The sequence below is a fragment of the Variovorax gossypii genome, assembly GCF_003965815.1.
Classification (GTDB): Bacteria; Pseudomonadota; Gammaproteobacteria; order Burkholderiales; family Burkholderiaceae_C; genus Variovorax; species Variovorax gossypii.
Window position 1 is genome coordinate 103007 of the sequence record NZ_RXOE01000011.1, and the last position, 18884, is coordinate 121890.

Annotated in this window: 20 protein-coding genes; 15 read left to right on the forward strand and 5 right to left on the reverse strand. The window is 69.0% G+C overall.

All coding sequences use genetic code 11. The features are described from left to right. Positions 1–14 precede the first annotated feature (14 nt). Genes rutC through rutF form a run of 4 tightly spaced genes read left to right on the forward strand, consistent with a single transcriptional unit; the run spans position 15 to position 2375 of the window. A complete protein-coding gene (gene rutC, locus EJP69_RS27975) occupies positions 15–407 on the forward strand; it encodes a pyrimidine utilization protein C (protein WP_093206404.1) in 393 nt (130 codons plus the stop codon). 5 nt (positions 408–412) lie between these two features. Beyond that, positions 413–1219, forward strand: a complete 807-nt coding sequence (rutD, locus tag EJP69_RS27980; RefSeq protein WP_126473593.1) for a pyrimidine utilization protein D — start codon at positions 413–415, stop codon at positions 1217–1219. After that, positions 1216–1812 carry a malonic semialdehyde reductase gene (locus tag EJP69_RS27985; protein WP_126473595.1) on the forward strand — a complete coding sequence of 199 codons (597 nt, stop codon included), beginning with the start codon at positions 1216–1218 and terminating at the stop codon, positions 1810–1812. The genes rutD and EJP69_RS27985 overlap by 4 nt, the downstream gene beginning before the upstream one ends. Before the next feature lie 14 nt (positions 1813–1826). Next, a complete protein-coding gene (rutF, locus tag EJP69_RS27990) occupies positions 1827–2375 on the forward strand; it encodes an NADH-dependent FMN reductase RutF (protein ID WP_093206401.1) in 549 nt (182 codons plus the stop codon). A gap of 42 nt (positions 2376–2417) precedes the next feature. Here the strand turns inward: rutF and rutR are convergent, their stop codons facing one another. Continuing rightward, positions 2418–3122: an HTH-type transcriptional regulator RutR gene (rutR, locus tag EJP69_RS27995; protein WP_093206400.1), complete on the reverse strand. Its 705-nt coding sequence runs from the start codon at positions 3120–3122 to the stop codon at positions 2418–2420. Between the two features lie 211 nt (positions 3123–3333). On the opposite strand from rutR, the gene EJP69_RS28000 reads away from it, so the two are divergent. The 7 genes from EJP69_RS28000 to EJP69_RS28030 all read left to right on the forward strand — a co-directional run bounded on the left by EJP69_RS28000 (position 3334) and on the right by EJP69_RS28030 (position 10282). Next, complete coding sequence (locus EJP69_RS28000; RefSeq protein ID WP_126473597.1) at positions 3334–4335, forward strand: isopenicillin N synthase family dioxygenase; 1002 nt, start codon at positions 3334–3336, stop codon at positions 4333–4335. Positions 4336–4339: 4 nt separating this feature from the next. Continuing rightward, positions 4340–4726 carry a VOC family protein gene (locus tag EJP69_RS28005; RefSeq protein ID WP_093206398.1) on the forward strand — a complete coding sequence of 129 codons (387 nt, stop codon included), beginning with the start codon at positions 4340–4342 and terminating at the stop codon, positions 4724–4726. 79 nt (positions 4727–4805) lie between these two features. Then, the gene (locus tag EJP69_RS28010; RefSeq protein ID WP_126473599.1) at positions 4806–5915 is read left to right on the forward strand and encodes a BMP family ABC transporter substrate-binding protein; all 1110 of its coding nucleotides are present in this window, start codon (positions 4806–4808) and stop codon (positions 5913–5915) included. 19 nt (positions 5916–5934) lie between these two features. Next, positions 5935–7461: an ABC transporter ATP-binding protein gene (locus EJP69_RS28015; protein WP_126473600.1), complete on the forward strand. Its 1527-nt coding sequence runs from the start codon at positions 5935–5937 to the stop codon at positions 7459–7461. Next, entirely contained in the window at positions 7454–8617 is a 1164-nt protein-coding gene (locus tag EJP69_RS28020) for an ABC transporter permease (protein WP_170217245.1), read from the forward strand. The genes EJP69_RS28015 and EJP69_RS28020 overlap by 8 nt, the downstream gene beginning before the upstream one ends. Positions 8618–8678: 61 nt before the next feature. Beyond that, positions 8679–9611, forward strand: a complete 933-nt coding sequence (locus EJP69_RS28025; RefSeq protein WP_093206395.1) for an ABC transporter permease — start codon at positions 8679–8681, stop codon at positions 9609–9611. Further along, on the forward strand, positions 9608–10282 hold the full coding sequence (locus tag EJP69_RS28030; protein WP_126473602.1) for a cysteine hydrolase family protein: 675 nt from the start codon (positions 9608–9610) through the stop codon (positions 10280–10282). The genes EJP69_RS28025 and EJP69_RS28030 overlap by 4 nt, the downstream gene beginning before the upstream one ends. Positions 10283–10288: 6 nt before the next feature. On the opposite strand, the gene EJP69_RS28035 is transcribed toward EJP69_RS28030, so the two are convergent. Beyond that, positions 10289–11047, reverse strand: coding sequence for a hypothetical protein (locus EJP69_RS28035; RefSeq protein WP_126473604.1), 759 nt, complete (start codon positions 11045–11047; stop codon positions 10289–10291). Between the two features lie 46 nt (positions 11048–11093). On the opposite strand from EJP69_RS28035, the gene EJP69_RS28040 reads away from it, so the two are divergent. From EJP69_RS28040 to EJP69_RS28050, 3 genes are read left to right on the forward strand one after another with little or no spacing between them, the layout of a single operon-like run. Then, complete coding sequence (locus tag EJP69_RS28040; RefSeq protein WP_420824236.1) at positions 11094–11693, forward strand: LemA family protein; 600 nt, start codon at positions 11094–11096, stop codon at positions 11691–11693. A 10-nt stretch (positions 11694–11703) separates the two neighbouring features. Beyond that, complete coding sequence (locus tag EJP69_RS28045) at positions 11704–12606, forward strand: TPM domain-containing protein (protein ID WP_126473606.1); 903 nt, start codon at positions 11704–11706, stop codon at positions 12604–12606. A 5-nt stretch (positions 12607–12611) separates the two neighbouring features. Next, positions 12612–13157 (forward strand): TPM domain-containing protein, encoded by a 546-nt coding sequence (locus EJP69_RS28050; protein ID WP_126473608.1) that lies wholly within the window; start codon positions 12612–12614, stop codon positions 13155–13157. Positions 13158–13271: 114 nt separating this feature from the next. Here EJP69_RS28050 and pdeM read toward each other — a convergent pair whose 3' ends face one another. Then, positions 13272–13949: a ligase-associated DNA damage response endonuclease PdeM gene (gene pdeM, locus EJP69_RS28055; protein ID WP_126473610.1), complete on the reverse strand. Its 678-nt coding sequence runs from the start codon at positions 13947–13949 to the stop codon at positions 13272–13274. Positions 13950–14014: 65 nt separating this feature from the next. Here pdeM and trxC point away from each other — a divergent pair, with 65 nt between their 5' ends. Next, positions 14015–14464: a thioredoxin TrxC gene (trxC, locus tag EJP69_RS28060; RefSeq protein ID WP_093206391.1), complete on the forward strand. Its 450-nt coding sequence runs from the start codon at positions 14015–14017 to the stop codon at positions 14462–14464. Positions 14465–14468: 4 nt separating this feature from the next. Here the strand turns inward: trxC and EJP69_RS28065 are convergent, their stop codons facing one another. Both EJP69_RS28065 and EJP69_RS28070 read right to left on the reverse strand, forming a co-directional pair. Beyond that, complete coding sequence (locus EJP69_RS28065; RefSeq protein ID WP_170217246.1) at positions 14469–17231, reverse strand: ligase-associated DNA damage response DEXH box helicase; 2763 nt, start codon at positions 17229–17231, stop codon at positions 14469–14471. Continuing rightward, positions 17228–18883 (reverse strand): ATP-dependent DNA ligase, encoded by a 1656-nt coding sequence (locus EJP69_RS28070; RefSeq protein ID WP_126473613.1) that lies wholly within the window; start codon positions 18881–18883, stop codon positions 17228–17230. Before EJP69_RS28070 ends, EJP69_RS28065 begins: the two co-directional genes overlap by 4 nt. Position 18884 lies beyond the last annotated feature (1 nt).

The window sequence follows — 18884 nt, forward strand, 5'->3', positions numbered from 1 at the left end:
AACAAGGAGTCTCCATGCCCAAGCAAGCCATCATCCCTCCCGGCACCGGAGTGCCGATCGCCCCCTTCGTTCCCGGCACGCTCGCCGACGGCGTGCTCTACGTGTCGGGCACCCTGCCCTTCGACAAGGACAACAACGTGGTGCACGTGGGTGACGCCAGCGCGCAGGCGCGCCACGTGCTCACCACCATCAAGGGCGTGGTCGAGGCTGCCGGCGGCACCATGGACGACGTGACCTTCAACCAGATCATGCTCAAGGACTGGGCCGACTACGCGAAGATCAACGCGGTGTACGCCGAGTTCTTCCCCGGCACCAAGCCCGCGCGCTACTGCATCCAGTGCGGCCTGGTGAAGCCCGATGCGCTGATCGAGATCGCCTCGATCGCACACGTCGGCAAGAAGGCCTGAGCTTCATGAGCGCCCTGCACTACGAGGTGCACGGACCGTCCGGCGCGGCAGCCACGGTGCTGCTGTCGTCGGGCCTCGGCGGTTCCGCCGGGTTCTGGCAGCCGCAGCTCGGCGCGCTGATCGTCGCCGGGTACCGCGTCATCGCCTACGACCAGCGCGGCACGGGCCGCAGCCCCGCCGCGTTGCCCGAGGCCTATGCCATCGCGGACATGGCCCGGGACGTGATCGAGATCCTCGACGCGACGAACACTTCGCAGTGCCACTTCGCAGGCCACGCGCTCGGCGGCCTCGTCGGGTTGCAGCTCGCGCTCGACGCACCTTCGCGCATCGCGAGCCTCGCGCTCGTCAATGCGTGGTCGAAGCCCAATCCGCATTCGACGCGCTGCTTCGATGCACGGCTCGCACTGCTGGGCGCGTGCGGACCGCGTGCGTATGTCGAAGCACAGCCGATCTTCCTTTACCCCGCCGCCTGGGCCGCAGGGAACGCGCAGCGCGTGGCCGACGAAGTCGATCACGCCTTCGCGCACTTTCCGGGAGAAGCCAACATGAGGGCGCGCATCGCCGCCCTTCGGGCATTCGACGTCGACGCACGCCTCGCCGACATCGCCGCTCCCGCACTGATTGCAGCGGCCAGGGACGACACCCTCGTGCCCTGGACCTGCTCCCAACGCCTGGCCGACGGCATGCGCGACGTCACGCTCGACTTCGTGCCGCACGGCGGCCATGCCCACAGCGTGACCGAGGCGGAAGCCTTCAACCGCAGCCTGCTCGACTTTCTTTCGCGGGTCAGCGCACCCGCCGTTCCAGCATGACCTCCACCAACACTCTCGACGACGCCGCGCTGTCGCTGCTCTTCACCGACGCGCGCACCCACAACGGCTGGACCGCCGAGCCCGTCACCGACGCGCAGCTGCGGCAGATCTACGCGCTAGCGAGCCTCGGCCCCACCTCGGCCAACTGCTCGCCTGCGCGCTTCGTCTTCGTGCGCACGCCAGAGGGCAAGCAACGCCTCGCGCCGGCCCTGTCGAAGGGCAACCTCGACAAGACCATGGCCGCGCCCGTCACGGTCATCGCCGCGTGGGACCGCAAGTTCTACGACAGGCTGCCCACGCTGTTCCCGCATGCCGACGCGCGCAGCTGGTTCACCGGCAGCCCCGAGGCCGCGCACGAGACCGCCTTCCGCAACGCCAGCCTGCAGGCGGGCTACCTGCTGCTCGCGGCGCGCGCGGTCGGCCTCGACGCGGGCCCGATGTCGGGCTTCGACAAGGCGAAGGTCGACGCGGCCTTCTTCGAGGGCACCGACTGGACCGTCAACTTCCTCATCAACCTCGGCCACGGCGACGCGTCGAAGGTGTTCGGCCGCCTGCCACGGCTGGCATTCGACGAGGCCTGCTTGCTGGCCTGAAGGAGCCGCGCGACATGCTGCACAACGCCATGGCCTCGAACCCCGTCTCCCCATCGGCATCGATTCCCCCCGGCTTGCAGAAGGCCGACTACCGCAATGCGATGGCACGGCTGGGCGCAGCGGTCAACATCATCACCACCGACGGTCCCGCGGGCCGCGCGGGCTTCACTGCCTCGGCAGTCTGCAGCGTGACCGACGAGCCGCCGACGCTGCTGGTGTGCCTGAATCGTTCGGCCTCGGTGTACCCGGCATTCAAGGCGAATGGCGTGCTGTGCGTCAACGTGCTGGCTGCCGGGCACCAGTCGCTGTCCGCGCTCTTCGGCGGCAGGACGCCGATGGACGAACGCTTCGCCGCAGCCCGCTGGAGCAGCAAGACCACCGGTTCGCCGGTGCTCGACGACGCGGCCGTGTCCTTCGACTGCCGCGTGGTGCACGCGACGAGCGCGGGCACGCACGACGTGCTGTTCTGCGAAGCGGTTTCCATCGCCATCGGCGGCGCGGCGCAGGGCCTCATCTACTTCGACCGGCAGTACCACGAGATCGCGGCACCGCAGCAGCACTGATCTCTTTTCCTTCCCTCTCCCCAAGGGGAGAGGGAGTAAGCCTCAGCGCGGCGCGATGCCCTGGAGAACGATGCGCTGCACGTTCTCCACCGTGCGCTCGAAGAATGCCTCGTCTTCCAGCGTGTGCCCCGACAGCGCCTGCACCTGCACGCCGAAGTCCGCGTAGTGCTGCGTCACCGCCCACAGCGCGAAGATGAGGTGATGCGGATCGACAGGCGCCAGCTTGCCCGCTTCGATCCATGCGCGGATCACTTCCGATTTCTTCTCCACCAGCGTGCGCAGTTCTCGGTCGAGTTCGTCGCGCAGCAGCGGTGCGCCCTGGATCATCTCCAGGCAGAAGAGCCGCGACGCATCGGGCCGGTCGCGCGAGATCACCAGCTTGCGACGGATGTAGTCGCCGATGGCCTGGGCCGGGTCCTGCTCCGCGCTGAAGCCGCGCAGCGGTTCGAGCCACAGCGCGAGCAGGTCGCGCAGCACGTTGACGTAGAGCTCTTCCTTGTTCGCGAAGTAGTAGAGCAGGTTGCTCTTCGAAACGTCGGCGCGCGCCGCCACTTGGTCGATGGACGTGCCATGCAGGCCGAAGCGCGAGAACAGTCCCAGCGCGGCACCGAGGATCGCGCTGCGCTTGTCCTCGATCTGCCGCAGCCTGCGGTTCACCGCGGACGCGCTGCGCACCGCGGGCTTCGCGCGCTTGCGCACCGGGATCTCTTTGCTGGCGCTCGCGGCCAGTGCTTTGGTCTTCGGCATCTTCCCTCGCTCTTCCCTCGTTCGTTCGGTCGTGAATCGGTGGACAGGACAACGCACCACTGTAAAGCCGCGATGCATCGCCTTGCGCCGCAACCGTCTTCGCGGCACGGCAATGCGCACCATGCTGACGCGACGGATGGGTTTTGTCCATTTGGTCCAACTGGCACAGACGTTGCATGGCGAAAGGCATGCCAAGCATGAGGAACCTGCCATGACCCTGCTTTCCGTACCCATCATCGATCTCGCGCCCTACTTCGCCGGAACCGCCGAAGGCAAGGCGGAGGTAGCGAAGAAAGTCGACGAGGCCTGCCGCAGCATCGGCTTTCTCGTCATCACCAACCACGGCATCTCGCCCGATCTGATCTCGCGCGTGTCATCGCTCTCGCGCAGGTTCTTCGACATGCCGCTGGGCGAGAAGCGCAAGGTCGATCGTCCGCGCGAGGACGCGGTGCGCGGCTACAGCGCCGTGGGCGAGGAAGGCCTCTCCTACAGCCTCGAGGAGGCGGCGCCGGGCGACCTGAAGGAGTCGTTCTCCATCGGCCCCTCGAACGTGCCGGACGACGACTACCACCGCGGCCCCGCCGCAGGCCCGCACTTCGAGCCCAACAGCTGGCCGCCCATCGAGGGCTTCCGCGAAGCCTACGAGGGCTACTTCGATGCGATGAGCGATCTCTCGCGCTCGCTGATGCGCGTCTTCGCGCTCGGCCTGTCGCTGCCCGAGTTCTTCTTCGACGACAAGATCGACAAGCACATCAGCATGTTCCGCGTGCTGAGCTACCCGCCGCAGCGCGAGCAGCCGCTGCCCGGCCAGCTGCGCGCGGGCGCGCACAGCGACTACGGCAGCCTCACCATCGTGCTGCCCGACGACAAGGGCCTGCAGGTATTCAACAAGGCCGGCCAATGGGTCGACGTGCCGCAGGTCGAGGGCGGCCTGGTGGTCAACATCGCCGACCTCATGATGCAGTGGACCAACGACCAGTGGGTGTCCACGCTGCACCGCGTGATCAACCCGCCCTTCGAGGTGGCGAGCACCAACCGCCGCCAGTCGCTGGTGTTCTTCCACCAGCCCAACTACGACGCGATGGTCGAGTGCCTGCCGAGCTGCCTCGCGCCGGGCGAGCAGGCGAAGTACGCGCCCATTTCCTCGGGCGACCACCTCACCTCGAAGTTCGTCAAGCAGACGACCTTCGGCGGCACCAAAGTGGCGGCCTGAACGCATGGCTCACCTGTCATACGTCAACGTCTTCGCGAAGGACGTGGTCGCGCTCAGCGGCTTCTACCAGCGCGTGTTCGGCTTCGAGGAGATCGAGGCGATCCGCTCGCCCATCTTCCGCGGGCTCGATACCGGCAAGTCGAGCCTCGGCTTCAACGCCCTCGATGCCTACGAGCTGCTGCACCTGAGCGAGTTCTCCGACACGCGCGGCGTGAAGTTCCTGCTGAACATCGACGTCGACAGCCAGGCCGATGTCGACCGCATGGTGCCCGTTGCGCTCGAAGCCGGCGCCACGCTCGTGAAGCCGCCGTACGTCACCTACTACAACTGGTACCAGTCGGTGCTGCTCGATCCCGAGGGCAACGTGTTCCGCATCAACTTCATGATGTGACGCGCGCTGCGCCGCTTCTTTCCGTTTCGCCTCTCCTCCCTTCAACGCTTCTTCAACGCCTCTTCTCAAAGGTAGTTCCATGCAGCAGCTGCGCACCCTCACTCCCGGCCTGGGCCTAGCGATGACCATCGCGGCCGGCGGCGCGTTCTTCACCTCGCTGCCCGCCGCGGCGGCCGACGGCTTCACGCTGAAGGACAAGCCGAAGATCGCGATGCTCTACTTCGGCCCGAAGAACGACGGCGGCTGGACGCAGGCCTTCGACGAGGCCCGCGTGAAGATCGAGAAGGAGATCGGCCAGAAGATCCAGTTCGTGGAGAACGTGCCCGAGGACGCGTCGGCCATCAAGCCGGCGGCCGAGAAGTTCATCCAGCGCGGCGCCAACATCGTGATCGGCACCGCCTTCGGCTACTCCGACAGCTTCAAGGACCTGGCCGCCAAGTACCCCGACGTGGCCTTCCTCAACGGATCGGGCACCACCAACGGCAGCAACCTCGAATCGTTCTACGGCCGCACCTACGAGAGCCAGTACCTCTGCGGCATGGCCGCGGGCGCGGCCTCGAAGACCGGCAAGCTCGGCTTCGTCGCGGCCAACCCCTTCGGCGTGGTGAACTGGACCATCAACGCCTTCGCGCTCGGCGCGCAGAAGATGAACCCGAACGCCACCGTCAACGTGATCTACACCGGCGCGTGGAACGACCCGGTGAAGGAGCGCGCGGCGGCCGCGGCACTCATCGACCAGGGCGCCGACGTGATCGGCCAGCACGTCGACAGCCCCACGCCGCAGATCGTCGCGCAGGAGCGCGGCGTGTACGGCACCGGCCACCACCGCGACCTGCGCCAGTTCGCGCCCAAGGCCACGCTGTGCTCCTCCGTGTGGGTGTGGGACCGCTTCCTGACGCCGGAGCTCAAGAAGATCATCGCCGGCGGCTGGAAGCCCGCGCAGTACGGCGCCTTCATCGAGATGAAGGACGGCGGCACCGACATCGCCGGCTTCGGCCCGGCCGTGCCCAAGGACAAGGCCGCGCTCATCACCGCCGAGCGTGACGCGATCATGAAGGGCAAGCAGATCTACGCCGGCCCGCTCGCCGACCGCGACGGCAAGGAACGCGTGGCCAAGGGCGCCGTGCTGTCGGACGCCGACCTCTGGAAGATGGACTGGTTCGTCAAGGGCGTGGTCACGCAGAAGTGAGCCGAAGGCCAAGCACCTCATGCCCAATGCGCTCGAACTCACCGGCATCCGCAAGTCCTTCGACGGCTTCGCGGCCCTGACCGACGCCCACTTCGCAGCGCGCTGGGGCGAAGTGCACGCACTGCTGGGCGAGAACGGCGCGGGCAAGTCGTCGCTGATGAACATCGCGGCCGGGCTCTACGCGCCCGAGGCCGGGCAGCTGCTGGTGGACGACAACGCGGTGCGATTCGCCGGCCCGCGCGACGCGGCGAAACACCGCATCGGCATGGTCCATCAGCATTTCAAGCTGGTGCGGCCGTTCACGGTGGCGCAGAACATCCTGCTCACCGCACCGCCGCCGGCCGAGTTCCAGAGCCATGGCGAGCGGCTGCGCGAGATCACGCGCGACATCCGCAACAAGGCCGCGGAACTGGGCTTCGACATCGATCCGTCGAAGCGCGTCGACGCGCTGTCGATCGCCGAGCAGCAGCGCGTGGAAATCCTCAAGGTGCTGCTGGCCGGCGCGCGCATCCTGATCCTCGACGAGCCCACGGCCGTGCTGACCGACCAGGAGGCCGCGCGCCTGCTGCAGACGGTGCAGGGGCTGGCGCGCAAGGGTGCCGCCGTGGTGCTGGTCACGCACAAGATGGCCGATGTGAAGACGTATGCCGACCGCGTGACGGTGATGCGCGGCGGACGCACGGTGGCCACGCTGAAGCCGGAAGAAGCGTCGGTGGCCGAGCTGGTGAAGCTCACGGTGGGCGAGTCGATCGCCACGCAGGGATTCCAGCCTTCAGCCGCATCGCGCGGCCCCGTGCGCCTTTCGGTACGCGGACTGCGCACGCCCGCCTCGCCCGAGGGCCGCCGCGTGCTCGACGGCGTGGACCTCGAACTGCACGCGGGCGAAATCTACGGCCTTGCCGGCGTCGGCGGCAACGGCCAGGGCGAACTGGCGGGCGCGATCATGGGCCTGCCGGGCGAAGCCACTGAAGGCGAGATCCGGCTTGAAGGCCACGGCGACCTGAAGACCATGGCCGCATCGGTGCGCCGCGGCATCGGCATCGCCGCCATTCCGGCCGACCGCTACGGGCTCGCGCTCGCGGGAGGCCTCTCGGTGGCGGAGAACTACGCCATCGGCCGCGTGCACACCGGTCGCTACGGGCCGGTGTGGCGCCTGCGCCGCAACCGCATCCAGAGCGACACGCAGGAAGCGGTACGCGCCTTCGACGTGCAGGGCGTGCGCTCGGTCGCGCAGAAGGCCGCGCTGCTCTCGGGCGGCAACGCGCAGAAACTGGTGCTCGCGCGCGAGTTCGGCAAGTCGCCCACGCTGGTGCTCGCGCACAGCCCGAGCCGCGGGCTCGACGTGCGCGCCAGCGCCGAGGTGCATGCCCGCCTGCGCGCCGCGCGCGACAGCGGCGCCGCGGTGCTGCTCATCAGCGAGGACCTCGACGAGGTGCTGCAGCTCGCGGACCGCGTGGGCGTGATGACGCGCGGACGCATCGCCGGCGAGTTCGCCCAGCCCGCGGACCGGCAGGCCATCGGACAGGCGATGGTGGACCATGGCTGACGCATCCCTCATGGCCGACATGGCAGCTCCTTCTTCCAAGATTCCTTCTCCCATCGCCCACGAGGCACCGCGCGCGACGCAGCCGCTGGCCCGCCGCCGCTACGCGCTCGAGATCCGCCAGCACATGCCATGGCGCTGGCAGGCGCTGATCCTTGCGGCCGCCTTGCTCGCGGGCTTCGCCATCTCCGCCGCGATCCTCGTGGCGGCCGGCGTGCCTGCCGACGAACTCGCCAACGAGTTCGTTATGCAGACCTTCTTCGACGGCCAGAACTTTCGCGCCGTGCTGTTCCAGGCCGCGCCGATGATCCTGGTCGGCCTCGCCGGCTCCATCGCGTTCCGCGCGCGCTTCTGGAACCTCGGGCTCGAGGGCCAGATGATCTGGGGCGCCATCGGCGCGACCACCGTCTCTATGTGGCAGATCGGCCCCGAGAACCTGCGCCTGCCGCTGATGTTCGTCGCGGCCGTCGGCTGCGGCCTGCTGTGGGTGCTGGGGCCTGCGTGGCTCAAGCTGAAGCTCGGCGTGAACGAGATCATCTCGACGCTGATGCTCAACTACATGGCGGCCAACTTCCTGCTGCACCTGGTCTACGGCAGCTGGAAGGACCCGAAGGACAACTTCCCCTACTCGCCGCAGTTCCGCGCCTTCGAGCGCCTGCCCGAGCTGGGTGCCGGCATCGGCAGCTCCATCCTGCTCGCGGGCGTCGTCGCGCTGCTGGCGTGGTGGCTGGTGAGCGTGAGCCGCGTGGGGCTCTACCTGCGCTTCGTCGATGCGAATCCGCGCGTGGCGCATGCCAACGGCGTGCCGGTGCGGCGCACGATCTACGGCGCGGTGCTGCTGTCGGGCGCGATGGCCGGGCTCGCGGGCTTCGCGGTAGCCGCGGGGCAGGAGGGGCGGCTCACGCAGGCCTTCTACCAGGGCTATGGCTTCTCGGGCATCCTCATCGCCTTCCTCGCACGCAACAACCCGCTCGCGGCCACGGTGGTGGCGTTGCTGGTGGCGGCGCTCTTTGTCACCGGTCGCAGCCTGCAGGTGTTCTACCAGGTGCCGTTCTCGATGGTGCAGCTCATACAGGCGGTGATCGTGGTGTGCGTGGCGTCGAGCGACTTCTTCATCCGCCACCGGCTGCGCCGCGTGGGTGGGGAGGCTTCGGCATGAGCGCCGCGCCGGGCCGCCCCAAGCAAGCTCGCGCCGCAGCGCGAAGCGCGGAGGCTTATCGATGAGCGGCGGCATCGTCCTGAACTGGCTGGCGAGCACGCCGGACTTCGCTGTGCCTTATGCATTGGCAGCGCTCGGACTCATCATCTGCGAGCGCGCGGGCGTGCTCGCGCTCGGCGCCGAGGGCCTGATGCTGGTCGGCGCGCTGGCTGGCATCGGCGCGCAGATCGTCATCGGCCAGCCGGCCGTGTCGCTGGTGCTCGCGATGCTGGCAGCCAGTGTCGTGTCCGTACTGTTCGCAGTGATGGTGATCTGGCTGCGCGTGAACCAGGTGATCGCCGGGCTCGCGCTGGTGTTCTTCTGCCAGGGGCTCACGGCGCTGGTCGGCTCGATGGCCGAGTGGACCAACCATGCCACCGAAGGCATCGGCACGATGGGCCTGTGGCCGCTGTCTCTGCTGCCGGTCGTGGGCAGACTCTTCGAGCAGAACGCGATGGTATGGCTCACGCTGCCGATCTTCGGCGCGGTGGCATGGTTCTTCGCGCGCACTTCCGCCGGCCTGCGGCTGCGCGCGGTGGGCGAGAACCCGCAGGCGGCCGACGCAGCGGGCATCCGCGTGACGGCATGGCGCTTCGCGGCGGTGCTCGCGGGCTCGGCGCTCGTGGGGCTGGCGGGCGCCTACATCTCGGTGGTGAGCACCAAGCTGTGGATCGCGGGCATGACCGGCGGACGCGGCTGGATCGCCGTGGGCCTCGTGATCTTCGCGCGCTGGTCGCCTTGGAAGGCGCTGGTGGGCGCGCTGCTCTTCGGCTGCATCGAGGCGCTGATCCCGCAACTGGCCGCGGCCGGCGTGCAGCTGCCGCAGTACTTCGTGATGATGACGCCGTATGCGGTGACGCTGGGCGTGATGGTGTGGGTCGCGCTCTCCCGGCGCGGCGCCGATGAAGAGCCCGGTGCGCTGGGCCAACCCTATGTGCGGGAAGAACGCCGATGAAGGCCTGGGTCTACGACGAGGAGCGCGAGCTCGACACGGCGAAGTTCGCCGACTACCTGAATCCCACGACCACCGCGGTCGTCTCCATCGACATGCACCGTGGCCATCTCGACGACAGCCCCGACTGCCCCTGCCCCGCGCCGCGCGCACGCGACGTGGTGGCGCCCATCGACGGCTTCCACGACGCGGTGCGGGCTTTGGGCGTGCGCATCGTGCATGTGCGGTCGGTGCTGCGGCCCGGCGGGGTGGACGACATCAACGGCATTCCGTCCGCATGGCGCCGCACCTTTCCGCTGCACGTGGGCGAGATTCCGAATGCCGACGCGCATGCCATCGAGGGCTCGAAGTGGACCGAATGGGTCACGCGCGTGGAGCCCGGCGACATGCGCGTGGACGGCAAGCGCCGGCTCTCGGCCTTCTACCCGACCGACCTCGACTTTCTTCTTCGCAACCAGCGCATCGAGACGGTGGTACTCAATGGCGGCTTCACCGACTGCTGCGTTCTCAACACGGCCTTCGACGCCAGCAACCGCAACTACCGCGTGATCGTGCTGCGCGACCTGGTGCGCGGCACCGATGCGCACCTGGAAGGCGCGGCGCTGGCGATGGTGTCGCTGCACCTCGGGCTGGTGGTCGACTCGGAGCAACTGCTGCGCCAGTGGCGCGGCTGAACCTCGTCAGCCCAGCACACCCAGCCAGCGCGCGGCCACAGCCGGCATGTCGCCCTGCGCGGACTCCCACACCAGTTCGGGGGCAGCCACATGCACGCCGGGCGGCGCGATGCGCAGCGCCACGTCGACCAGCTCGGCCACCTTCGCCGCACGCACCGGCTGCTCGCTGCTGGGCACCATGAAGCGCACGACCGACAGCATCCACGCGGCCACCCGCTCGAAGGGGTTGGCGAGCTTCGCGTTCGCCGGCTTGCGCGCCGATCGCACGAGGATCACGCGCTCGAAGCCGCAGGCCACCACCGCCTGCTCGTCGAGGCTGGCGAGCCCGCGCTTGAGCGCCTCGGGCAGCTTGCCCTGGTCGTGCGGCTGCACGATGGCCAGCGTCTGTACGCCGCAAGCACGCAGCCAGCGGGCCAGCTCAGGCAGGTCGGAGGGCTCGGGTACCCACAGCGCGCGTTCGCGGTCGTGGTACAGGCGCGGCGGATCGAAGGCGATGATGGCGGTGTGGGCCGAGGTCGGCGGCCACTGCCCGATGGGCAGCTCCGGGCTCAGGTAGGTCTCGACACCGCGCAGCCCGTCGCGGATCGGCTCTTTCGCCAGCACGCGCGTATGTGCATGTCGGTGGCTGCCCGCCAGTCGCCGCAGCAGCTCTGCACCCAATGCGCCGGTCGCGCCCGCGATCAGCAGCGTTCCGAAGGCGGAAGAGGCAACAGGCAATACCGCACGATTGGCGGCTTGCAGGGCTTGTAGAGGATCGACGGGCATGGAGCCGTCTATGCTACCTTCCGCATCTTCTGCGGAGGTAATGCAAATGATGATGAAGCGCTGGCTCTTGATTCTCGCGGCTGTCGTGTCCCTGAGCGGCTGCGGCTACAACCAGTTCCAGTCCCTCGACGAGGCCAGCAAGTCGGCCTGGAGCGAGGTCCTCAACCAGTACCAGCGGCGCGCCGACCTCGTGCCGAACATCGTGGCCACCGTCAAGGGTGAGGCCAGCTTCGAGCAGGACACGCTCACCAAGGTGATCGAGGCGCGCGCCAAGGCCACCTCGATCCAGGTGACGCCCGAGACGCTGAACAACCCCGAAGCGTTCAACAAATTCCAGCAGGCGCAGGGCGAGCTTTCTTCCGCGCTGTCGCGGCTGATGGTGGTGTCCGAGCGCTACCCCGACCTCAAGGCCAACCAGTCGTTCCGCGACCTGCGCGTGACGCTCGAAGGCACCGAGAACCGCATCACCGTGGCGCGCAACCGCTACATCGAGAGCGTGCAGGAGTACAACGTGCTCGCACGCAGCTTCCCGACCAACATCACGGCCAAGGTCTTCGGCTACGCGACCAAGCCGAACTTCTCAGTGCAGAACGAGGCGCAGATTTCCGCGCCGCCAACCGTCGATTTCAGCGCTCCGAAAAAGTAAGCCAGCGCCGATGGCCATTGCCGCACTGCTCCGTCGCGCGCTGGCCGCGGTCGTCCTCGCGGCCCTGGCCGGCGTTGCGCTCGCACAAGGCCTGCTTCCGATCCCCACGCTCACCGCGCGCGTGATCGACCAGACCGGCACGCTCGACAGTGCGCAGCGCAACGGGCTCGAGACCAAACTCGCGGCCTTCGAGCAGCGCAAGGGCTCGCAGATCGTGGTGCTGATGGTGCCGACCACAGCGCCCGAGGACATCGCGAGCTACACGCAGCGCCTGGGCGATGCCTGGAAGATCGGCCGCAAGGACGTCGGCGACGGCCTGCTGGTGGTGGTGGCCAAGGACGACCGCAAGATGCGCATCGCCACGGCCAAGACGCTTGAGGGCGCGGTGCCAGACATTGCGGCCGCACGCATCATCGACGAGGAGATGAAGCCGCGCTTTCGCAACGGCGACTTCGCGGGCGGGCTGAACGCGGCGGTGGACCGGCTCATCGGGCTGGTCGACGGCGAGCCGCTGCCCGAGCCCTCGCGCAACACGGGCGGCGGCGGTGGCGGCAACGAGGGCTTCGACTGGGAGAACCTCGCGATCTTCCTGTTCGTGGGCGTCTTCATCGGCGCGCCGATCGCGCGCGCCATCCTCGGCAAGAAGCTGGGCACGATGGTCGTGGGCGGCGGCGTGGGCGTGGTGGTGTTCTTCATCACCACCAGCATCGTCATCGCGGTGATCGCGGGTCTGGTGGCGCTCATCGTGTCGCTGATCGCTGGCACGGGGCGGCCGGGCGGCGGCGGTGGTGGCGGCTGGAGTTCCGGCGGCGGAGGCTGGAGCAGTGGCGGTGGTGGCGGCGGCGGGGGCGGAGGTTTCAGCTCCGGCGGTGGCGGCAATTTCGGCGGCGGCGGCGCGTCGGGGGACTGGTGAAAACGATGCAGACCATGAACGCGAAGCCGACCGACGCGGGCCTCTTCACGAAGCTGGGCCGCATCTGGCGCCATCGCTGGATCGACGAATCCGAGGTTCGGCGCGCGATTCCTCCGGCCGCGCTGGAGCGCCTCGCCGGCCGCGTGAGCGCGAGCGAGCGGCGCCACAGCGGCGAGATCCGCATCTGCGTCGAGGCCGGCCTGCCGATGTCGTACCTGTGGCGCCATGCGCCACCGCGCGAGCGTGCCGTCACGCTGTTCGGCAAGCTGCGCGTGTGGGACACGGCGCACAACAACGGCGTGCTCATCTACCTGCTGCTGGCCGAACACGCCATCGAGATCGTGGCCGACCGGGGCATCGACGCGCACGTCGACGACGCCGAATGGGCTGCGATGGCGCAGCGAATGAGCGCGGCCTTTCGCGAAGGCCGCTTCGAGGACGGGCTCACGCAGGCGCTGGAAGAAATCTCCGCTCTGCTGGTCGAGCACTTTCCGCTGGCCGATGGTGAAGTGGACGTGAACGAACTGCCCGACGAGCCGGTCGTTCTCTGACTTCCTCCTCCCTCCCCCGCTGGGGGAGGGTTGGGGTGGGGGCAAGCAGCGCCCGCACTCGGCGCTCTGCCTGCCCCCATCCCGGCCTTCCCCCAACGGGGGAAGGAGCAAGAGTCACTCCTGGAACGGCAGCGACCACACTGCATCACCGCCCACAGCATGAAAGCGCCGCCCCGGCGCCGACTCCATCAACCAACCGCCCGTGAACTCGCCGAAGGCCGGCAGCACGGCCTGCTGCTCGTCGCTCGCGAAGCACGGCAACCGCACGCTGTCGCGACCCCGCCCCTGGAGCCTGCAGACGGGATGCAGATGGCCCGCGAGCACGAAGTGTGTCGCATGCGTCTGCGGATGGTGGCAGCAGGCGAAAGGCCCCAGCAGGAAGGGCTCGTCGACCACCTCGATGTGAAGCGCCTCCGGTGGGTCGCCCGCGCGGCTGTCGTGGTTGCCGCGCACCAGCGTCATGGAGATGGCCGCATGGCCTACGCGCCAGGCCTCCACGGCGGCGAGCACCGTGCGCGCCTGGGCCGCATGCAGGAAGTCGCCGAGGAACACGATGCGCTGCGGCTCATGCCTTTCGAGCAGCGCATCGAGCCGCGCCAGGTTCTCCTGCGTGGTGCCGCCCGGCACCGGCTGGCCGAGGGCGCGGTAGGTTGCGGCCTTGCCCAGGTGCAGGTCGGCCACGAACAGCACGCGCTGCGCGGGCCACCAGAGTGCGCGCTCCGGCAGCAGGTGCAGCAGCTCGCCTGCCCAGTGGACGGCAAGCGGCGAAGCGGAGGTATCGGGAGAAGCCACGAAGCCAGTGTCGCAAAACCTGCGACCGCCTTGCAAAGGCCCTCCAGAGCCCCCATCTGCCGGCCATGACCGAATCGCCCCCGCTGCACATCGTCTGCCCGCACTGCCACACGACCAACCGCGTGCGCACGGCGCAGCTGGGCAGCGCGCCCGACTGCGGCAGCTGCCATCGCCCGTTGTTCACCGGCCATTCCACCGCGCTGGCGGACGCGGCCACCTTCGACCGCCACATCTCCCGTAACGAGATCCCGGTGCTGGTCGATTTCTGGGCGCCCTGGTGCGGCCCCTGCCGGCAGATGGCGCCGGCCTACGAGCAGGCCGCCGCGCAACTGGAGCCCTACGTGCGGCTCGCCAAGGTCGACACCGAGGCGGTGCCCGCACTGGGCGCGCGTTTCAACATTCGCAGCATCCCGACGCTGGCGCTGTTCCGCGGCGGACGCGAGGTGGCGCGGCAGGCCGGCGCGATGGGCGCGGCCGACATCGTGCGCTGGGTGAAGGCGCACGGCGCGGGCTGAAGACTCAAAGCGGTGGCAGCGGCCGGGAAGGCCGTGAGGGCCGCCTGCGGTCGCGCCGTTGGCTCACCGGCTTCGGCGGCTTTCCCGGCCCTTCCTGCCCGAAGGCCAGCGTTCCCTTCACGCGCTCCACGCCGCCGGCCGTGACCGCGCCGCCCGCGGCTTTTTCGAGCTGCTCGACCATGCGTGCGATGCGGTCGGCCACGTTCTCATTCGACAGCTTCTCGCGGAACAACTCGACCATCAGCGGAAACGAAAAAGGCGTCGGCCGCGCGAGCGGCTTCAGCACCAGCTGCTGCATGGCGATTCGCTCCAGACTGGCGCGCAGCCGGCCGATCTCCAGCTCCTGCGAGAGCAGTTCCTGCTCGGCCTGCTGCAGCAGCCTGTTGCCGGGGTCGTACTTGCGAAACACCTCCCAGAACAGCGACGACGAAGCCTGCAGCTGCTTGCTGCTGCGCTTCTCGCCCGGATAGCCCTGGTAGATGAGACCCGACACGCGCGCGATCTCACGGAAGCGCCGCTGCGCGAGCTCGCTGGCGTTGAGCGAGGCCAGCACCTCGTGCAGCAGCAGTGCATGCGCGTCCTCTCCCTGCGGCAGCGCCAGCACCTGCGGCAGCAGCGCCGGCCAGTCGACCTCCGTCGCGCTCAACAGCTCGAAGCCGTAGTCGTTGACCGCGATCGAGAAGGTCCGCGCCTCGTGCTGCGCGATGCGCCAGGCCAGCAGGCTCGCGAGCCCGAGGTGCACGTGCCGGCCAGCGAAGGGATAGAGGAACAGGTGCGAGCCCTCGCGCGTGCTCAGCGTTTCGGCCAGCAACGTTTGCGGCGTGGGCAGTGCCGACCACTGCTGCTGTATCTCGAGCAGCGGACGCACGCACTGCAGCTCCGGCGAGTCGTAGCGACCCTCGCCGGCTTGCGCGAGCTGCTGCACCACCGCATCGGCCAGCGTGTTCGACAGCGGCATGCGCCCGCCGCCCCATCGCGGCACCGCGGCCCGCTTGCCGCTCGCGCGCCGCACCCAGGCCGTCATGTCGTGGATGCGCACCAGCTCCAGCATGCGGCCGCCGAAGAGAAAACAGTCACCGGCCTTCATGCGCGCGACGAAGCTTTCCTCCACGTTGCCGATCTTCGAGCCGCCGAGGTACTGCACCGAGATGCTCGCGTCGCTCACGATGGTGCCGATGTTCATGCGGTGCCGCCGCGCGAGCCGCGCATCGGGCACGCGCCAGACACCCTCGGCATCGGGCACCACGCGCTTGTAGTCCGGATAAGCCGCGAGCGATGGCCCGCCCTGCGCCACGAACTCCAGGCACCACTGCCAGTTCTCGCGCGAGAGGCCTTCGTAGGCGGCTGTGCCGCGTACCTCCTCGTACAGCTCGTCGGGTACGAAGCCGCCGCCCAGCGCCACGGTCACCAGGTGCTGCACCAGCACGTCGAGCGGCTGCTCGGGCGAGTGGCGCGCCTCGATGTGCCCTGCCGCGATGGCGGTGCGCGCGGCCGAGCCTTCCACCATCTCGACGCTGTGCGTGGGCACGAGCGTGATGCGCGAAGGCCGCCCCGGCGCATGGCCGGAACGGCCCGCGCGCTGCAGCAGCCGCGCCACGCCCTTGGGCGAGCCGATCTGCAGCACGCGCTCCACGGGCAGGAAGTCCACGCCAAGGTCGAGGCTCGAAGTGCAGACCACCGCCTTCAGCTCGCCGCTCTTCAGGCCCAGCTCCACCCATTCGCGCACCTCGCGGTCGAGCGAGCCGTGATGCAGCGCGATGAGCCCGGCCCACTCCGGCCTGGCCTCGAGCATGGCCTGGTACCAGATCTCTGCCTGCGATCGCGTGTTGGTGAAGACCAGCGTGGTGCTGCTCGCGGCGATCTCCTCGATCACCTGCGGCAGCATCGTGAGGCCGAGATGCCCGCCCCACGGAAAGCGCTCGGCGACGCCGGGCAGCAGCGAATCGACGACCAGCTTCTTCGGCACCTGCCCTTGCACGAGCACGCCGTCTTCATGGCCCAGCAGCGCATGCATCGCCTCGCGCAGGTTGCCCAGCGTGGCCGACATTCCCCAGATCGCGAGGCCCGGGTTCCATCGCTTCAGCCGCGCGAGCGCGAGCTGCACCTGCACCCCGCGCTTGTTGCCCAGCAGTTCGTGCCATTCGTCGACCACCGCCATGCGCACATGCCCGAGCACCTCGCGCGCATCGGCACGCGCGAGCATCAGCGAAAGGCTCTCGGGCGTGGTGACGAGCACCGTGGGCAGGCGCTGGTTCTGCGCGTTGCGCTCGGCCGAAGTGGTGTCGCCGCTGCGCGCGCCGGCACTCCATGGATGCACTTCGGCACCGAGGGCTTCGAGCGCCTGCTGCAGCGCGCGCAGCGTGTCGGCCGCCAGTGCGCGCATCGGCGTGAGCCACAGCACGGTGAGCGGCTCGGCAACGGGCCGTGCGTTTGCGTTCGCCTTGCGCGCCCGCGCGAAAGCCTGCAGCGCCCCGAGCCACACGGCATACGTCTTGCCCGCGCCGGTGGTGGCATGCAGCAGGCCCGACCTGCCATCGGCAATGGCCTTCCAGACCTCACGCTGGAACTTGAACGGCTTCCATCCGCGCGCGGCGAACCACGCATCGAGCGCGGCCTTGACCGCCCTGCTCCTTCCCCCTTTGGGGGAAGGTCGGGATGGGGGCAGACGGCCTTGAGCGGGCCGCGCACTGTTCGAACGCCGCGTGCCCCCACCCCCGCCCTCCCCCAGCGGGGGAGGGAGTGAAGACAGGTCCTGCGACTTGTTCATGTGGGCAACAGCGCCGCCAGCGTCTGCAGGGTGTCGGCCTCTTCCACCGGCTTGTCCTCGCGCCAGCGCAGCATGCGCGGAAAGCGCACCGCGATGCCGCTCTTGTGCCGCGTGCTGTGCGCGATGCCCTCGAAGCCGAGTTCGAACACCAGCGTGGGCCTGACGCTCTTCACCGGCCCGAAGCTTTCCACGGTGGTCTTGCGAATGATGGCGTCCACGCGCGCCATCTCGGCATCGGTCAGGCCGGAGTAGGCCTTGGCGAAGGGCACGAGCTTGCGGTCTTCCTGCCCGGGCGGGCCGTCCCACACCGCGAAGGTGTAGTCGCTGAAGAGGCTCGCGCGCCGGCCGTGGCCGCGCTGCGCGTAGATCAGCACCGCGTCGACGCTCAGCGGATCGATCTTCCACTTCCACCACACGCCCACGTCCTTGGTGCGGCCCACGCCGTACTGCGCGTCGCGGCGCTTGAGCATCATGCCTTCCACGCCCATGGCGCGCGCCGCTTCGCGCTGGCGCGCGAGGTCGGGCCAGTCGGGTCCTGTGAGCATCGGGCTGGGCAACAGCGAGGGGTGCCGCATGCGCTCGACCAGTTCGTCGAGCAGCGCGCGGCGCTCCGGCTGGGGCCGCGCGCGCAGGTCGCGCCCTTCCCATTCGAGGATGTCGTAGGCCAGCAGCACCACCGGCATGTCGCGCAGCAGCTTCGCGCCCAGGGTCTTGCGGCCGATGCGCTTCTGCAGCTCGGCGAAGGGTTGCACGCGGCCTTCGCGCCACACGACGATCTCGCCGTCGAGCACGGTGCCGTCGGGCAGCGCCTCGCCGAGCGCGGCGAGTTCGGGGAAGCGCTCGGTCACCAGCTCTTCGCCGCGCGACCACACCCATGCGGCGCCCGCGCGCTTCAGCAGCTGCGCGCGGATGCCGTCCCACTTCCATTCGACGATCCAGTCCTGCGGCGGGCCCAGCACCGCGTCGAACTGCTCTAGCGGCAGGTTGAAGGGATGCGCGAGGAAGAAGGGATACGGCTGGCCGCTGGTCTTCTGTTCCTGCTCCGCGCCCGACTCGGGCGCGACGAGCGCCTGGTAGTCGGCGGCCCGAGGCCTCCCGCCGATGTGCGTGTAGCCCATGAGGCGCTGCGCGACGCGCTTGGCGTCGATGCCTCCTACAGCCGCCAGTGCCTGCGTGACCTGCAGCTTCGACACGCCGACGCGGAAGGCTCCGGTGATGAGCTTGAAGTACACCAGCCGTTCCTCTGGCGCGAGTTGGCGCCATTGCGCGCGCAGGCGGTCGGCAAGCTCGTCGGGCGCGCTCTTCGCGACATCGCGCAGCGGCAACAGGTGCTGTTCGACCCAGCCTGCGAGGCCGAGATCGTGCGCCTCGCTGGGCGGCGGCAGCAGCAGCGCGATGGTTTCGGCGAGATCGCCCACGGCGTCGTAGCTCTCGTCGAACAGCCACTCGGGCAGGCCCGCCGCCTCCTGCGCGAGCAGGCGCAGCAGCTTGACTGGTACCAGCTGGCGCGGCTTGCCGCCGGCGAGGAAGTAGACGGCCCAGGCGGCATCCGCCGCGTCGGCCTCGCGCAGGTAGCGCTGCAATGCCGCCTGCTTGGCGAGGCTCGAGGTGCTGGCGTCGAGCTCGTGGTACAGCGCGGCGAAAGCCTTCATC

What these genes read in the sequence shown, in the direction of transcription:
- rutC (WP_093206404.1), top strand. Translation starts at nt 15, where the DNA reads ATGCCCAAGCAAGCCATCATCCCTCCCGGCACCGGAGTGCCGATCGCC.
- rutD (WP_126473593.1), top strand. Translation starts at nt 413, where the DNA reads ATGAGCGCCCTGCACTACGAGGTGCACGGACCGTCCGGCGCGGCAGCC.
- EJP69_RS27985 (WP_126473595.1), top strand. Translation starts at nt 1,216, where the DNA reads ATGACCTCCACCAACACTCTCGACGACGCCGCGCTGTCGCTGCTCTTC.
- rutF (WP_093206401.1), top strand. Translation starts at nt 1,827, where the DNA reads ATGCTGCACAACGCCATGGCCTCGAACCCCGTCTCCCCATCGGCATCG.
- rutR (WP_093206400.1), bottom strand. Translation starts at nt 3,122, where the DNA reads ATGCCGAAGACCAAAGCACTGGCCGCGAGCGCCAGCAAAGAGATCCCG.
- EJP69_RS28000 (WP_126473597.1), top strand. Translation starts at nt 3,334, where the DNA reads ATGACCCTGCTTTCCGTACCCATCATCGATCTCGCGCCCTACTTCGCC.
- EJP69_RS28005 (WP_093206398.1), top strand. Translation starts at nt 4,340, where the DNA reads ATGGCTCACCTGTCATACGTCAACGTCTTCGCGAAGGACGTGGTCGCG.
- EJP69_RS28010 (WP_126473599.1), top strand. Translation starts at nt 4,806, where the DNA reads ATGCAGCAGCTGCGCACCCTCACTCCCGGCCTGGGCCTAGCGATGACC.
- EJP69_RS28015 (WP_126473600.1), top strand. Translation starts at nt 5,935, where the DNA reads ATGCCCAATGCGCTCGAACTCACCGGCATCCGCAAGTCCTTCGACGGC.
- EJP69_RS28020 (WP_170217245.1), top strand. Translation starts at nt 7,454, where the DNA reads ATGGCTGACGCATCCCTCATGGCCGACATGGCAGCTCCTTCTTCCAAG.
- EJP69_RS28025 (WP_093206395.1), top strand. Translation starts at nt 8,679, where the DNA reads ATGAGCGGCGGCATCGTCCTGAACTGGCTGGCGAGCACGCCGGACTTC.
- EJP69_RS28030 (WP_126473602.1), top strand. Translation starts at nt 9,608, where the DNA reads ATGAAGGCCTGGGTCTACGACGAGGAGCGCGAGCTCGACACGGCGAAG.
- EJP69_RS28035 (WP_126473604.1), bottom strand. Translation starts at nt 11,047, where the DNA reads ATGCCCGTCGATCCTCTACAAGCCCTGCAAGCCGCCAATCGTGCGGTA.
- EJP69_RS28040 (WP_420824236.1), top strand. Translation starts at nt 11,094, where the DNA reads ATGATGATGAAGCGCTGGCTCTTGATTCTCGCGGCTGTCGTGTCCCTG.
- EJP69_RS28045 (WP_126473606.1), top strand. Translation starts at nt 11,704, where the DNA reads ATGGCCATTGCCGCACTGCTCCGTCGCGCGCTGGCCGCGGTCGTCCTC.
- EJP69_RS28050 (WP_126473608.1), top strand. Translation starts at nt 12,612, where the DNA reads ATGCAGACCATGAACGCGAAGCCGACCGACGCGGGCCTCTTCACGAAG.
- trxC (WP_093206391.1), top strand. Translation starts at nt 14,015, where the DNA reads ATGACCGAATCGCCCCCGCTGCACATCGTCTGCCCGCACTGCCACACG.
- EJP69_RS28065 (WP_170217246.1), bottom strand. Translation starts at nt 17,231, where the DNA reads ATGAACAAGTCGCAGGACCTGTCTTCACTCCCTCCCCCGCTGGGGGAG.
- EJP69_RS28070 (WP_126473613.1), bottom strand. Translation starts at nt 18,883, where the DNA reads ATGAAGGCTTTCGCCGCGCTGTACCACGAGCTCGACGCCAGCACCTCG.